This window comes from Fenollaria massiliensis, assembly GCF_000312505.2.
In the GTDB taxonomy this organism is placed as follows: Bacteria; Bacillota; Clostridia; order Tissierellales; family Peptoniphilaceae; genus Fenollaria; species Fenollaria massiliensis.
Genome location: NZ_HG326225.1, coordinates 98821 through 113247 on the forward strand (window position 1 = coordinate 98821; position 14427 = coordinate 113247).

Annotated in this window: 14 protein-coding genes; 1 reads left to right on the forward strand and 13 read right to left on the reverse strand. The window is 36.0% G+C overall.

Annotated features, from left to right (window positions below):
* Positions 1 to 253 precede the first annotated feature (253 nt).
* A complete protein-coding gene (guaA, locus tag BN30_RS02265) occupies positions 254 to 1789 on the reverse strand; it encodes a glutamine-hydrolyzing GMP synthase (protein ID WP_019213900.1) in 1536 nt (511 codons plus the stop codon).
* Between the two features lie 144 nt (positions 1790 to 1933).
* Between guaA and BN30_RS02270 the strand changes: the two genes are divergently transcribed.
* On the forward strand, positions 1934 to 3991 hold the full coding sequence (locus BN30_RS02270; RefSeq protein WP_019213901.1) for a YcdB/YcdC domain-containing protein: 2058 nt from the start codon (positions 1934 to 1936) through the stop codon (positions 3989 to 3991).
* 61 nt (positions 3992 to 4052) lie between these two features.
* Here BN30_RS02270 and BN30_RS02275 read toward each other — a convergent pair whose 3' ends face one another.
* From BN30_RS02275 to murB, 12 genes are read right to left on the reverse strand one after another with little or no spacing between them, the layout of a single operon-like run.
* Positions 4053 to 5099, reverse strand: coding sequence for a M42 family metallopeptidase (locus BN30_RS02275; RefSeq protein ID WP_019213902.1), 1047 nt, complete (start codon positions 5097 to 5099; stop codon positions 4053 to 4055).
* A 2-nt stretch (positions 5100 to 5101) separates the two neighbouring features.
* Complete coding sequence (aroQ, locus tag BN30_RS02280; RefSeq protein WP_019213903.1) at positions 5102 to 5536, reverse strand: type II 3-dehydroquinate dehydratase; 435 nt, start codon at positions 5534 to 5536, stop codon at positions 5102 to 5104.
* Positions 5533 to 6039, reverse strand: coding sequence for a shikimate kinase (locus BN30_RS02285; RefSeq protein WP_019213904.1), 507 nt, complete (start codon positions 6037 to 6039; stop codon positions 5533 to 5535). Before BN30_RS02285 ends, aroQ begins: the two co-directional genes overlap by 4 nt.
* Entirely contained in the window at positions 6036 to 7082 is a 1047-nt protein-coding gene (aroC, locus tag BN30_RS02290) for a chorismate synthase (protein WP_019213905.1), read from the reverse strand. Before aroC ends, BN30_RS02285 begins: the two co-directional genes overlap by 4 nt.
* Entirely contained in the window at positions 7060 to 8295 is a 1236-nt protein-coding gene (locus tag BN30_RS02295; protein ID WP_019213906.1) for a 3-phosphoshikimate 1-carboxyvinyltransferase, read from the reverse strand. The genes aroC and BN30_RS02295 overlap by 23 nt, the downstream gene beginning before the upstream one ends.
* Positions 8267 to 9274: a 3-dehydroquinate synthase gene (locus tag BN30_RS02300; RefSeq protein WP_019213907.1), complete on the reverse strand. Its 1008-nt coding sequence runs from the start codon at positions 9272 to 9274 to the stop codon at positions 8267 to 8269. Before BN30_RS02300 ends, BN30_RS02295 begins: the two co-directional genes overlap by 29 nt.
* Positions 9267 to 10085, reverse strand: a complete 819-nt coding sequence (aroF, locus tag BN30_RS08760; RefSeq protein ID WP_019213908.1) for a 3-deoxy-7-phosphoheptulonate synthase — start codon at positions 10083 to 10085, stop codon at positions 9267 to 9269. Before aroF ends, BN30_RS02300 begins: the two co-directional genes overlap by 8 nt.
* Complete coding sequence (locus BN30_RS02310; RefSeq protein WP_019213909.1) at positions 10075 to 10857, reverse strand: shikimate dehydrogenase family protein; 783 nt, start codon at positions 10855 to 10857, stop codon at positions 10075 to 10077. Before BN30_RS02310 ends, aroF begins: the two co-directional genes overlap by 11 nt.
* Positions 10847 to 11851, reverse strand: a complete 1005-nt coding sequence (locus BN30_RS02315) for a gluconeogenesis factor YvcK family protein (protein ID WP_019213910.1) — start codon at positions 11849 to 11851, stop codon at positions 10847 to 10849. Before BN30_RS02315 ends, BN30_RS02310 begins: the two co-directional genes overlap by 11 nt.
* On the reverse strand, positions 11844 to 12713 hold the full coding sequence (gene rapZ / locus BN30_RS02320) for an RNase adapter RapZ (protein ID WP_019213911.1): 870 nt from the start codon (positions 12711 to 12713) through the stop codon (positions 11844 to 11846). The genes BN30_RS02315 and rapZ overlap by 8 nt, the downstream gene beginning before the upstream one ends.
* A 9-nt stretch (positions 12714 to 12722) precedes the next feature.
* Complete coding sequence (locus BN30_RS02325) at positions 12723 to 13499, reverse strand: PHP domain-containing protein (RefSeq protein ID WP_019213912.1); 777 nt, start codon at positions 13497 to 13499, stop codon at positions 12723 to 12725.
* Positions 13492 to 14394, reverse strand: coding sequence for a UDP-N-acetylmuramate dehydrogenase (murB, locus tag BN30_RS02330; RefSeq protein WP_019213913.1), 903 nt, complete (start codon positions 14392 to 14394; stop codon positions 13492 to 13494). Before murB ends, BN30_RS02325 begins: the two co-directional genes overlap by 8 nt.
* Between the last annotated feature and the right edge of the window lie 33 nt (positions 14395 to 14427).

Genomic DNA, 14427 nt, shown 5'->3' on the forward strand with positions numbered 1-14427 from the left:
ATTTTTGATATTTTGTTTAGTCTTATTTCTGGTCTTTTTCTTGCCATAAAAATTCCTCCTGATTATGATTATCTAATCAGGAGGAGTTTATATACACAAACTAATTCAAAGTCTCAATTTTTTGTCCAAATGTAAACCACTTGGAACTATTATTCAATTTATTCTTTTTTACTTCCAGTACCATTTGAGTACCAGTAGCCATTTTTCATTCTCTATATAGCTTGTAATCAAGCCATTTTAGAAAATTTTGCGATTACTCCCACTCGATTGTTCCTGGTGGCTTAGAAGTAATATCATACACCACTCTATTAATTCCTTTTACTTCATTAATTATTCTATTCGAAATTTTCGCAAGTATATCCATATCTATCGGATAAAATTCTGCTGTCATACCGTCTGTGCTTGTTACGGCTCTTAGGGCGCATACGTAGTCGTATGTTCTTTCGTCGCCCATAACGCCAACTGTCTTGATGTCTGGTAGTGCGGCAAAGGCTTGCCAAATCTTTCTATATAGGCCGTTTTTCTTTAATTCGTCTATATAGATGGCGTCTGCTTCACGAAGTATGTTTAGTTTTTGCTCTGTTATTTCACCTATAACTCTGATTGCAAGGCCTGGTCCTGGGAACGGATGTCTATAGATAAGGTCTTCATCTAGGCCAAGCTCAAGTCCTATGGCTCTTACTTCGTCTTTGAATAACTCTCTTAGTGGCTCAATAAGTCCTTCGAAACCTATGTCATCTGGTAGACCGCCTACGTTGTGATGACTCTTGATAACTGCTGAACCGTTTGTACCTGATTCAACTACGTCTGGATATATGGTTCCTTGAACAAGGTAATCGATTTTACCAAGTTTCTTTGCTTCTTCTTCAAAAACTCTGATAAATTCTTCGCCGATGATTTTTCTCTTCTTTTCTGGTTCTGATACGCCAGCTAATTTATCTAAGTATCTCTTTTGAGCGTTAACTCTTATGAAGTTGATCTTAAACCTATTCTTAAATATCTCTTCGACTTGGTCACCCTCATCTTTTCTAAGTAGACCATGGTCAACGAAGATACATGTAAGTTTATCGCCTATTGCCTTGTGCATAAGGACTGCGGCTACTGATGAGTCAACTCCGCCTGATAGTGCTAGTAGTGCTTTTTTATCGCCAACTTTTTCTCTAATCTCTTTAACTTTATTTTCAATGAAATTTTCGCTCGTCCAATCTCCCTTAAGACCCGCTATGTCATAAAGGAAGTTTCTAATCATCTTGTCGCCATCGATTGAGTGTTTTACTTCTGGGTGGAATTGTACTGCGTAAATCTTTTTTTCTTCATTTTCCATCGCTGCGATAGGGCAATTGTCAGTTGATGCGATGCACTTAAAGCCTTCTGGCAATTTGGATATGTAGTCAGTGTGACTCATCCAAACTTGACCGCTTTCAACGCCCTTAAATAATTTTGACTCTTTATAGTGGCAGATGGTCTTGCCATATTCCCTATTCTTCTCAGAGCCCTTCTTTACCTCGCCGCCTAATAAATGCGCTGTTAATTGGTCGCCATAACAAATACCTAAGATAGGTATGCCTAGTTCAAATATTTCCTTTGATATCGATGGTGAATCATCAAGGTAGGCTGAGTTCGGTCCGCCTGTAAAGATAATTGCCTTAGGGTCCTTCGCTTTTATTTCTTCGATGCTTTTAGTATAAGGAATTATTTCTGAGTAAATATTGTTTTCTCTGACGCGTCTTGCGATTAATTGCTTATACTGTCCGCCGAAATCTATTACTAAGACTAAATCGTGTTTCATTTAATCACCTCTTGTAATAATTATATCACAAGTTTATTTTTAAAGCTATAAATTTTAAAGACTTTATCAAAATAGTTACAATTTTGTTAAAATTGTTATCCACCTCTGCTAAAGTGGTATAATATATACAAAGGAGATGATATTATGCTTAAAAAGATAAATGTTATTGCTGCGATGCTCGCTATGTTTATGCTTTTGTGCGCATTGCCAGTAAATTCATTAGCTCAAGAAAAAAATCTAAACAAGGTGGACGACAAGACGATGGAGAAATTAGTTTTAAAAGCAAAAGAAATATTTAATATCAAAGATGTCTATGATAATTTTGAGGTAAATAGCTCAAGTGACAACGATTACGGCACTATATACAATTTATCATGGTCGAAGAAGGATGGCTCAAGTGATCTTAATGTAAGCATATCAAAGGACATGCACATCACTAACTATAATAAATATGAGAACAAAAAATATGAAACGCTTAAACCAAATTACTCGTATGAAGCTTTGAAAAAATATGCCATTGACACGATCAAAAAGATTGACCCAGTAAACGCTAAGAGCCTTAAGCTAAATGAAAGCTCTTATCAAAACTATATAGACGATAACGCATATATTTTTAACTTTGATAGATATGTAGGCGATAGACGCGTTATAGGTGACGGCGCATCCATCACCATTAATTACGTTGACAAGAGCGTACAAAGGTACTCCTTAAACTATAATCATGGCTTTGATTTTTCAAAAACAACTGAATTTGATGCTCTTAAGAGTAATTTAACTATGGATGAGGCTATAAATATATTTAAAAAAAATAAATATATAAAGCCTATGATTAAATTTGTAATTGACGAAAAGAAGGATCCAAGAATTACTTTTAAAACTATATATAGCAACGAGCTAAATGCAAATTACTTTGTTAATTCGACTAATAAAAAATATGAGCGCTACGACTACCCTGTCTTTTTAAATAATTTCATGACTAAGGATGCTGCTGCAGAAGGGGCTATGGACGGCCTTAGCGAGTACGAAGTTAAAGGCATAGATAAGATTAAGGGCATAAAGACTAAGGACGAAGCTGTTAAAAAGGCAAAAACTTTTGTGAAAGACGCTAGCAAAGCAAAAGTGACTTTATCTAATTTAAATCAAGACTATATCTCTAAGGACTACGTTTATAACATCAATATGGAAAGTGGCAAAGATGAGAAAAAGACTTACTATAACATCTCTTTCGATGCGAAGGATTTAACTCTTTTAAGATTTTCTGTATATAATAATTTTGATAGTGGTGATAATAACAAAAAAGATTTAAGCTCTGATGAATTAAAGAAAATTGCATTGGATTATATCAAGAAAAATGCATCTGACATCGATGAAAAGAATTTAGAATTGATGGCAACTGAAAATAATACCGTTTACTTTGTAAGAGTGATGGACGGCTACTACATTCCAGAAAACTCTATAAGCATAGGCGTTTCTAAGGATACGAAAGAAATAAATGAGTACTCAAGAGCTTGGTATAGAAAGCCGATAAAATACGAAAAAGCTAAAAAATCTATTGATGAAGCTTATGATGTAATTAAAAAAGAAATTAATTATGAAGAAGCTTATCAATATATAAGGGATAAATCTGATCCTGCTAAGTCAAGTGTAGTTTTAACTTATATGCCAAAGAATACTAAGATTGAGATTGATGCAATAAGTGGTAAGCTTGCAAAATCAAATGAAGAATTAAAAAATTACTCTGACATTGACAAATCAAAATATAAAGACAAGGCAATTCTTCTTAAACAAATGGGCTACGCTTATATCGAAGATGAGATAATGCCTGAGAAAAACTTGAAGCAAAAAGACTTTATAACTTTTGTTTATATATTTGGCTCAAGAGATAGTGACGAAATCATTGACAATGCTTACCAAAGGGCTCTAAGGGAAGGCGTAATTAAAGCAAATGAAGTAAGCAGAGAAAAAGAAATCACAAATATGGATTTAGCAAAATTTATGATAAGGCTAAAAGGTATGGAAGAGCTTGTTGGCAAAGATATATTCAAAAATATTAACACAAAGGTAAAGCTTACAAAGGAAGAAAATGCTTATCTAAGCCTAGCGAATGCTTTAGGATATATTAGTGGCAAGACAATTGATAAGAACGCAAAAGTTAATAGAGATGAGTTTATAAATATAGTTTATAATTACGTTTTTAAATAAAAGTGCAAAAAGAAAATGCTTACAGCAATCGCTGTAAGCATTTTTTATATATAAGCTATTATTAGTCTTCTAATAAATAAGCTAGTGCTAGTCTAAATGTTGCATCAACTGCTTCTTTGTGTGTTCTTTCAAAGCTATGTGATGCGTCAACACCTGGTCCAATAAGTGCGGCTCTTACGTTCCAGCCTGCTCTTAAAACTGCTGATGCGTCTGATCCGTAGTATGGATATATGTCTATTGCGTATGGAATATCATTCTTTCTAGCTAATTTTATAAGTTTTTCGCTCATCATCTTATCATAAGGTCCTGAAGAATCTTTTACACAAACAGTGCACTTGAATTCTGATGATGTTTGTCCTGTGCCTGGCGCTGCCATGTCTACAGCTATAAACTCAACTGTTTTTTCAGGTAGACCAGCGCTTGATCCGTGGCCAAGCTCTTCATAGTTTGAGATAAAGAAGTTTGTTGTGTGTTTTAGCTTAATATTATTTTCTTTTAAATATTTTACAAGTCCTACAAGAACTGCAACGCAAGCCTTGTCATCAAGGTGTCTTGACTTAATAAAGCCTGATGGTGTAACCCATGTGCCTGGATATAGATAAACGTAGTCACCAACATTGATACCAAGCTTTTCAACATCTTCTCTTGATGAAACTTTTTCATCAATTCTAATTTCCATTGAGTCTTCGTCTCTCTTTGTTTCGTCAGCTTTTGCGCCATAAACATGAGTTGAAGAAACATTAGTAAGTATAGTGCCTGTGTATTCGCCATCATCAATAGTTGAGATAACACATTCACAGCCTTCAATTACATTCCATGGATATCCGCCTAATTTAGTAAGTTTAAGTCTACCATTTCCTGTTATGTCTTTAACCATGCAACCAAGCGTATCAACGTGAGCTGATAAAGTCACTTGTTCTTCGTCGTCTTCGCCTTCAACTGTTACATAGAAGCCGTTCTTCGCATTTTTATGAGCCTTTAAGCCGTATTTAGCAAGTTCTTCTTCAACTAAGTTAAGTGCCTTGATAGTATCTCCTGTTGGTGATGGTGTTTTTAATAGCTTTACCATAAATTCAACCATGTAGTCTAAATCGTATTTTACGTCCATTATTATTCCTCCCTTAATAAATAATCTATTGCTAATTTGTATGAATCAAAGCCAAAGCCTGAGATAACTCCATCACAAGCTGCTGCTGTGACAGAATTTTTTCTAAACTCATCGCGTGCCAATATATTTGTTAAGTGCACTTCGACTTTTTTTATCTTTATAGCCTTTAGCGCATCATATATGGCATAGCTGTAATGCGAGTAAGCAGCTGGATTGATGATAACAGCATCATATTCTCCATCAATTAGTTCTTGAAGCTTATCAATGATGGCTCCTTCAGAATTTGATTGAAACTCATCTAAATTAGCTCCTTTATCCTTCGCATAAGACTTTAATTCATTTACTAAATCATTATAAGATAAATTGCCATAAATTTCAAGCTCTCTCTTGCCAAGTATATTAATATTCGGTCCGTTGATTACAATTATTTTTTTCATTTAATCACTCCTTGTACTTTTAAACGCCTTTTTATTTCTTTACACATCAAAAAAACTGATTTGTCTGTTTTCATCGTCATGTCACAATACTTTTCGAATAAAGGCGCTCTTTGATTATAAAGCTTCGTCATCGGATCTCCCTCAGCTCTTAGTAAGGGTCTTCTCGATGTATCAAGATTTGTTTTCAAAAACTCAAGCGGCCTTTTTAGATAAATGACATAGCCGCGATTTTTTAAAAAATTCATATTTTCCTCGCGCATAACTGTTCCGCCGCCAGTCGCTATAACTCTTTTATCGAGCCTAGCTACTCTTTCGCAAGCAAGTGTCTCTCTGTGCCTAAAATCTTCCTCGCCAAATTTTCGAAAAATTTCATTTATGCTCATCCCAGCCTCTTTTTCTATCAGTCTATCTATGTCAATGGCCTTGTAGCCAATTTTGCGAGCAAGTTCGTAGGCGATGGTCGTCTTTCCACTGTTTGGCATGCCTATGATAATTATATTCATGCGCTCACCAGCATATCGTAGATGGCAAGAGCTGCGTAGCACTTCATAATTGGGTAAACGCGTGGAACGACTGAAGCGTCATGCCTGCCACTTATCTTTATCTCAGCGTTTTCCATAGTCTTCATGTTTATGGTCTTAAACTCACGAGATATCGAAGCGATTGGCTTAAAAACAAGATTCAAGGCAATGTCAGTACCATTTGATATGCCGCCAATTATGCCTCCGTTAGTATTTTTAAAAAATTTTACTTTATCGTCTTCTACTCTCATCTCGTCAGCCACTTCGCTGCCAAGGCTTTGAGCAAAATCATATCCATCTCCAAAGGAGACTGACTTGACAGATGGTATCAAATACATGTATCTTGCTAGCTCCCCATCAAGCGGAGCAAATGGCGGCTCGCCAAGGCCTGCCTTGACGCCTTTTATAATTAATTCGGCCTCTGTTCCAACGCTATCGTTTTCATTTTTTATATCGTCTAAATATTTTTCAATCTCGTCGTCACTGTACTTATACATGTGATATGTTTTTGATAAAAATTCTTCGCCGCGCGCTTCGTCAATGATTTTACCCACTCTTTTTAAATGCGTTTCAAAAGTAATTCCTTTCTTTTCTAGCTCTTTTAAAACAATTGCAGCAGCCGCACAAACTGGCGCTGTTAAACGAGCTGAGAATATGCCCGAGCCGCGATAGTCATTAAAGCCCTTGTACTTAATAAAGGCAGGATAATCAGCCTGCGACGGCCTTGCTAAATCTTTTATTTTTTCATACGAAGAGCTGTCTACGTCAGAATTTTTCATAAGTATGGTAAGTGCGGCTCCTGTTGTGAAACCATTAAAAACACCGGATATGATCTCATATTCATCAGCCTCTCTTCGCGCACTCGAAGCAATTGATTTTGGTCTTCTCTCTAAAAGGATTTTATCAATGTAGTCTCTATCGACTTCTATGCCGCTAGCTAAGCCATCAAGCGTCGCCATCATAAATTTTCCATGCGATTCACCTGAAAGAGTGAGCCTTATTCTATTTCCAATTGTCGATGACATTGACCTCGCCTCCCAAACTTATATAATCCTCGAAAAATTTCGGATATGACTTATTCACGCACTCGTAGCCACTTAAGAATATATCTTGATCAAGCTTTGTCGCAAGCATCGCTATCATCATGGCTATCCTGTGGTCATTATATGCATCAAACATATTGGTATACATGATGATGTCCTCAAGCGGATTCACGATTAAGCTGTCATTTGTGAAAATAATTTTCGCTCCAATCTTTTTAAGTTCATTGATAATTGCTTGAACCCTGTTTGATTCCTTAAAAATCAATCTATTTATAGAAGTGAATGTAGTTTTATGCTTTCTAAATAGTGCCGCCATAGCAAGTATTGGCACTATGTCTGGCGAGTCCTTCATATCAAAGCTAAGATTTTGCGTCTGATCATATTTAGATAAGATATCGATCCCCTTTTTATCGCCTTGTATGCTTGACTCATCCATGTCCATGATATTTATATCAGAGCCCAAATAATTTGCTGCGTAGTAATTAGCTGCGTTTGAATAATCTCTTTCAATCACATATTCACCAGCTGATTTAAATTCTTGTCCGCCTTTTATTTTAAATTCATTTTCACTTGTATCAATTTCAATACCAAAATCTTTAAGACACTTGATACTCATGTCAATGTATGAGCGTGAAGATATATCACAGTCAAGAATTATGCGTGAATCAAAATTCATGCGCGCAAGCTTAAATAATAGCGCTGAGACGAATTGGCTTGAGATGTCTTCCGTAATTATATATTCATCTTTGACCAAGTCGCCTTTTATGGTGATGGATTTATTTTTATCATTTCTATGAAATTTTATACCATTGTCATTAAAAATTTTAAAAATAGTATCATTTGGTCTTTCATAAAGCTTATCGCCCATGTATATCTCGTGTAAATTGCCATCCAAAATATTTAACAGCATAAAGCGAAGTGTTGTACCAGAGGCTTCGATGCGGATTCTATCTGGACTTTTTTTATTTTCACGCGGCTTGACAAGGACGTCACCATTATCCAAAAGATCAAAATCAGCAAAACTTATTAGACTAAGCATAGTGTCCTTAATGTCGTCAGATAAGTCAAATCCTTTGATTATGGTATTTTCGCCAGCAAAAGAACTTGCAAAGATATATCTGTGCAAGTAACTTTTTGAGTGATTTACATAAACTTCACCCTTTAATTTAGAATTTTTTATTCTTAATATGCTCATTATAAAGCTCTACTACCTTTCTCTCGTCCATTTTTTGTATAAGTGCATCTTTATTTTTCAAAAAAACAAAGTTTATTTCGTCACCCATCATCTTTTTATCACTTTTAAGTGATTTTATCTCATAATTTATTTCTTCGATTGGATAATATTTATGAATTAATTCAAAACTCCTCATATAAGTTTCTTCATCTGTAATATTTAAAATTTTGCCAAGCTCAAGCGCAATCTTCATCCCAATGGCAACGCTATGGCCATGTGATAGAGCAAATCCGCTTGCTGCTTCAATCACGTGACCAAAGGTGTGGCCAAAATTTAGCGACATGCGAGCACCCTTCTCATTTTTGTCTTCACAAACAAAATGAACTTTCGCCCAAATGGATTTTTCTAAAATTTCTTCAATATTTGCATCATTTTTGATTAAATCATATAATTCGCCATCACAGATAAGCGCATGCTTAATTACTTCTGCAAAACCTGATATATACTCATCTTTAGGAAGCGTCTTGAGTGCATCTATGGCTATAAAAACTTTGTATGGATCATAAAAAGTTCCTAAAATATTTTTCTTATCACAAAAATCAATTCCAGTCTTTGATCCGATGGCTGCGTCTGTCATAGCAAGTAAGCTTGTTGCAACGTTTACGTGCTTTATGCCTCTATAAAGAATCGACGCTGCAAAGCCGCCTATGTCCGTTACTACGCCGCCGCCAACATTGATTATAAGTGAGTGCCTATCAAGTTTATCAGCTGCGTACTCTAAGAGATTTTCTAAAACGCTAAGGCTCTTTGACTCTTCACCTGCATCTATCACATATAGAAAGGCATCATATTTCTTCACTATCTCATCGATAAAAGCTCTTTGCTCTCTATAAAGATTTCTATCTGTTAATACAAGATGCTTCGTAAATTTTTTATCTAAAATAATTTCATTCGCCTTGTGAATAATTTTTATTTCATAAGAAAGTTCATCTTTATTCATAAGATTTGCCCATCGCCTTAAGTATTTTCTTTAAATCTAATAATAACTCATCAAACTCAGCATAATTTATGGCTTGCTCGCCATCTGAAAGTGCCTCTCTTTTCTTGTCGTTTACTTCGACAATGATCCCGTCTGCGCCAACAGCTGCACTCGCGAGACTTAGCGGCTTAACTAAGTAGTCAATGCCACCTGCATGTGATGGATCGACTATGATTGGTAGATTTGTATATTTCTTAATTATAGGCACACTCGAGATATCAAGCGTATTTCTAGTAGCTGTCTCGAAAGTCCTTATACCTCTTTCGCATAAAATAACGTCTTCATTGCCGCCCTTCAAAATATATTCAGCCGCCGCAATAAATTCTTTTATTTTATTTGCAAAGCCTCTTTTCAATAATACTGGTTTATTTATTTTGCCAAGCTCTGTGAGTAGTGAAAAGTTTTGCATATTTCTTGCGCCAACTTGAATTATGTCAACTGAGTCCATAAAATAATCAAGCTCACGCAAATCCATCAGCTCAGAAACAAATTTCACGTCATAAGCCTTTTTTATTTCTTTAAAATATTCAAGTGCTTCGCGTCCTAAGCCTTGGAAGCTATATGGTGATGTTCTCGGCTTGAATGCGCCTGCTCTTATAAATTTTATTCCGCGAGATGATAAAAATTTTACCTCATCAAGAAGTGACTCATAAGATTCACACGCGCAAGGACCGGCAATAAGTGTAAAGCCATCACCAATCTTTTCGCTGCCTATATTAATAATTGTTTTTTCTTTATATGTTTTTGATGATTTTTCTTGTTCAAAGTTCATTTCTATCAGCTCCAGTCCAAATTTTAAAGGATTCTTCTGCTTGGCCCAGGAACATGCCCCAGCCATTCATAGTGATGAGGCCTGCTTCTTTAGCAAGTTTCAAAAATTTTGTCTCTTCTGGATTATATGTTAAATCATAAGCAAAGCCAGCTCTGCTCATCTCAAAGTCTTCTTTTGACAATGGACTCTCATCAAGCTTTCCTGCCATGCCAAGTCCAGTCGCGTTAATGATTACATCTTGATCCATGCCGTAGCCGTAAGGATATATCTCTATATCGTCTTCAAAATTCTTTAATTTATAATGCGCCTCAACCTCATCGCGCGTATAAACAGTTATTTGAAAGATGTTTAGCTTAAGAAGAGCATAAATAATGCTGCGAGCCGCTCCACCAGTACCTAAAACAGCGTAAGAATATCTCTCATATTTTGGTATTAGGCTTGTGATGTCCTTCATAAAGCCGATGTAATCAGTATTGTGAAGGCTTATCTTGCCATTTGCAAGGCTTGCCGTATTAGCTGCGCCTAAAATTTTAACCGCTTCACTCACTTCATCAGCATATTTAAGAATTTCTTCCTTAAGCGGTGTAGTTATGTTAAAACCAAGCACTTCACCAGTCTTTGCTTCATTTACAAAGCTTTCAAGTCCATCTTTATTTATTTCTTTTTTTTCGTAAGTAAGTTCAAGTCCATCTCTATTAATAAAGTCTTTCATCACTTCAGGTGACTTTGACTGCTCAATCGGACTACCTATCACGAATAATTTATTTCTCATAAGTCTTTACCCTTCTAGTCTTTATATAGTAATCGATGATCATATTCGCAAGCTTTTCGCTGTCGTGTCTAGCATAGTCGCCATCATCCAAGCAATCGCCATCGATATAATCAATCGCCTCTTCTTTTAAAAATTTCTTGTCTTCATCTGTCAAAAATATTTGCTCTTGATATTTTTCTTGATATTTTTTCTTAAGCTCTTCGCTTAAAACCTTATTATTTATAATAATCGAGTCAAAAATTTTATCTGAGTGTTCAAAAATCGCCTCGATGTGATCTTTTACAGACATCTCATCAGTCTCTCCGTGCTGAGTCATTACGTTTTGCACATAAATCTTTTTTGCTGATGAAGAAAGAATCGCTTCTTTAACGCCTTTCACGAGCAAATTTGGTATAACCGATGTATATAAGCTACCTGGTCCTATAAGTATGATATCCGCCTTGTTAATGGCTGTGATTACGCCATCAAGCGGCTCAACATCCTTCGGACAAAGCTCAACTCTTTTAATCTTTTTATTGTCTTTTATCGCCTCGGCTGGCAATATGCTCTCGCCAAAGGCCTTGCTCTTGTCGTCATAAGTCGCCTCGATATTGACATCGTTTACGGTGATGGGCATAACAGTTCCCTTGACTCTTAGTATGCTTGAGGCCATCTTGACAGCTTCTTCAAAGGAGCCGTATATTTCATTCATGGCAAGCAAAAATAAATTGCCAAAGGATTGGCCCTTTAACTCGCCCTTCTCAAAACGATGTGAAAGAAGTGTATTCATCTCAGGCTCTATATCAGAAAGTGCTAAAAGACAGTTACGCACATCGCCTGGTGGCAGCATGCCGAAGCTTCTTCTTAAAATGCCGCTTCCGCCACCATCGTCAGCCATAGTCACAAGCGCAGTTATCTCTGAAGAATAATTTTTTATACCCTTTAGTAGCGTCGATAAGCCTGTTCCTCCGCCTATAGTCACTATCCTAGGGTTTAGGCTTCTATAACTAAACATTGCGCGCCTCTTTATCCATGTCTCTATTTTTCAAAACAGTTAAATTTTTCTTTTCCTTTAAATATTCATAAAGCCTTTCAGCCATGTAAACGCTTCTGTGTCTACCACCTGTGCATCCCATGCCTATGGTTAATTGATTTTTTCCTTCCTTTATATAATTTGGTAATAAAAAATCAAGCATATCTATAAGTTTTTGGAAAAATTCTTCTGTTGCGTCATATTTTTCTAAAAATTCCTTTATTTCTTTATTAAGTCCTGACAACGGCCTTAAATCTTCAAGATAATATGGATTTGGTAAGAATCTCACATCAAAGACAAGATCTGCCTCCTCCAAAATTCCGTACTTAAAACCAAAGCTTTCCACGACTATGGTAAGTTTCTTTCTTGTAATGGTATTTGAAAGTATTTCATAAAGCTTATCTTTTAAGTCGCTGCTCTTCATAGAGCTTGTATCTATGATGTAGTCAGACTTGTCCTTAAGCTCCTTAAGCGTCTCTCTTTCCTTTTGTATACCATCTTTTAAGGAGCCATCCTTGCTTAATGGATGCGGCCTTCTTCTTTCGTTGAAGCGCTTAATTAGCTCACTATCTCTAGCGTCTAAAAATATTAATTTAAAATCTAAATTCTTTTTTTCAAGCCCATCGATAACAGTTAGCATATCATTAAAAAATTCCTTGCCTCTTATGTCCATACCAAAGGCAACCTTGTTTATGTCTTCATTGTCATTATCAATTAGCTCGAAAAATTTTGGCAATAAAACAGGAGGCATATTGTCAATGCAGTAAAATCCATTATCTTCCATGAAATTCAATAAAGAACTTTTTCCGGCACCACTCATGCCTGTTACTACATATATGTCCATAATATCCTCCTATTCTATATAAATATTCTTAATTCTCTTAATATCAATTTGAGCTTCGTCAGCTCTTCTTAATGCTTCTTTTACATCGCCTACACGCTCTAGTCTGTGAGCGTCTGATCCTAAATATAGATCGACATCTATATCCTTAATCTTAATCAAATCTTCAACCGAAAGATTCTTGTGCGATGAATTTATTTCTAGTGCCACTCCATGTTCTTTACATGCCTTGGCGAGTCTAACAATGTTTACATCTATCTTGTCACCCGGATGAGTAATTATCTTTATTGGGTACTTCTCTATCGCCTTGATGTATGAGTCTGTAACCCTCTCTGTCACCTCTTCGTGCCATTTCTTGAACGGTTTTGAAATTTGAGGCAGTATCGATAATTTCATCTGCTCCTTAAAATTTTTCGTTTTTATTCCATAATGAAAGCCCATAAGAACTATGTCTAGATAATTCATTATGTCTGCGTCAAGATCTACAGTGCCGTTAAAATCAAGCAAATTCGCTTCGACACCCATAAGTATCTTTAGTCCCTTGTCATTATATTCCTCGTTTAACTTGTCAATCCTCGCTCTAAGAACTGGCAAATTGCTTCTCTTTATACCAAACATATAATGAGCAAGGCCATGATCAGTAATTGCTAGCTCCTTAAGGCCCATCAGATACGCTTTTTTTGCGCTCTCCTCAGGAGTTTGTGTAGCGTGTCTGCCAAGATTGCCCTTAGTTCCTGACGAGAATATCGTATGCGTATGATAATCGCCATATAATCTAATTTTATTCATTTATAATCCTTATCTCCTCTTCAAGATCGACAGCGAACTTTTCTTTTACTATAGCTTTTACTTTTTCAATAAGTGTGACTACGTCGTCAAAACTTGCTCCGCCAGTGTTAATAATAAAGCCAGAGTGCTTTTTGCTAACCATGGCACCGCCGACAGAGAGTCCTTTTAGTCCAGCGTCTTCAATAAGTTTCGATGCGTAATGCCCTTCGGGTCTTTTAAATACGGATCCAGCAGACGGATACTCAAGCGGCTGCTTGTCAACTCTTCTTTGCGTGTAATCTTTTTGCTCAGCCTCTATCTCTTCTCTCGCTTTTTTCTCTAATTTAAAATAAGCGCCTAATATTACGTAGCCTTTTTCTTGAAAAATGCTTCTTCTGTGAGCAAAATTTGCTTCGCTCGCGTCTAATTCAACTATCTTCTCATCTTTAATGCATCTTACCTTAGTCACTACATCTTTTATCTCACTTCCATAAGCACCGGCGTTCATATAGACCGCTCCCCCTACAGTGCCAGGTATTCCTGAGATAGCTTCAAGACCACCAAGCCCTAAATCAAGTGCCTTGTTTGCTAGACCCTTTAGTGATGCACCAGATTCAGCATATAAAGTCACTTCATCTATTCTCTCAATCTTTGCAAAATTTTTATCAAGAACTATAACTGGTCTTTCAAAAACTTTATCACTAATAAGAAGATTACTGCCATTGCCAATGATAAGATAATTTTCATTCTTCTCGTCAAAAAGTTTGATAATTTTCAAAATTTCTTCATCGCTCACCGCTTCAATCAAAATTTTGGCAGGTCCACCTATCTTAAAAGTAGTGTACTTAGATAAACTTTCGTCTTCTAAAATATTTTTTATATTTAATTTTTTTAATTCTTCGAGTATTTTCTTCATACATTCCTCCAATATAATTATACCATAAGTGAA

What these genes read in the sequence shown, in the direction of transcription:
- guaA (WP_019213900.1), bottom strand. Translation starts at nt 1,789, where the DNA reads ATGAAACACGATTTAGTCTTAGTAATAGATTTCGGCGGACAGTATAAG.
- BN30_RS02270 (WP_019213901.1), top strand. Translation starts at nt 1,934, where the DNA reads ATGCTTAAAAAGATAAATGTTATTGCTGCGATGCTCGCTATGTTTATG.
- BN30_RS02275 (WP_019213902.1), bottom strand. Translation starts at nt 5,099, where the DNA reads ATGGACGTAAAATACGATTTAGACTACATGGTTGAATTTATGGTAAAG.
- aroQ (WP_019213903.1), bottom strand. Translation starts at nt 5,536, where the DNA reads ATGAAAAAAATAATTGTAATCAACGGACCGAATATTAATATACTTGGC.
- BN30_RS02285 (WP_019213904.1), bottom strand. Translation starts at nt 6,039, where the DNA reads ATGAATATAATTATCATAGGCATGCCAAACAGTGGAAAGACGACCATC.
- aroC (WP_019213905.1), bottom strand. Translation starts at nt 7,082, where the DNA reads ATGTCATCGACAATTGGAAATAGAATAAGGCTCACTCTTTCAGGTGAA.
- BN30_RS02295 (WP_019213906.1), bottom strand. Translation starts at nt 8,295, where the DNA reads ATGAGCATATTAAGAATAAAAAATTCTAAATTAAAGGGTGAAGTTTAT.
- BN30_RS02300 (WP_019213907.1), bottom strand. Translation starts at nt 9,274, where the DNA reads ATGAATAAAGATGAACTTTCTTATGAAATAAAAATTATTCACAAGGCG.
- aroF (WP_019213908.1), bottom strand. Translation starts at nt 10,085, where the DNA reads ATGAACTTTGAACAAGAAAAATCATCAAAAACATATAAAGAAAAAACA.
- BN30_RS02310 (WP_019213909.1), bottom strand. Translation starts at nt 10,857, where the DNA reads ATGAGAAATAAATTATTCGTGATAGGTAGTCCGATTGAGCAGTCAAAG.
- BN30_RS02315 (WP_019213910.1), bottom strand. Translation starts at nt 11,851, where the DNA reads ATGTTTAGTTATAGAAGCCTAAACCCTAGGATAGTGACTATAGGCGGA.
- rapZ (WP_019213911.1), bottom strand. Translation starts at nt 12,713, where the DNA reads ATGGACATATATGTAGTAACAGGCATGAGTGGTGCCGGAAAAAGTTCT.
- BN30_RS02325 (WP_019213912.1), bottom strand. Translation starts at nt 13,499, where the DNA reads ATGAATAAAATTAGATTATATGGCGATTATCATACGCATACGATATTC.
- murB (WP_019213913.1), bottom strand. Translation starts at nt 14,394, where the DNA reads ATGAAGAAAATACTCGAAGAATTAAAAAAATTAAATATAAAAAATATT.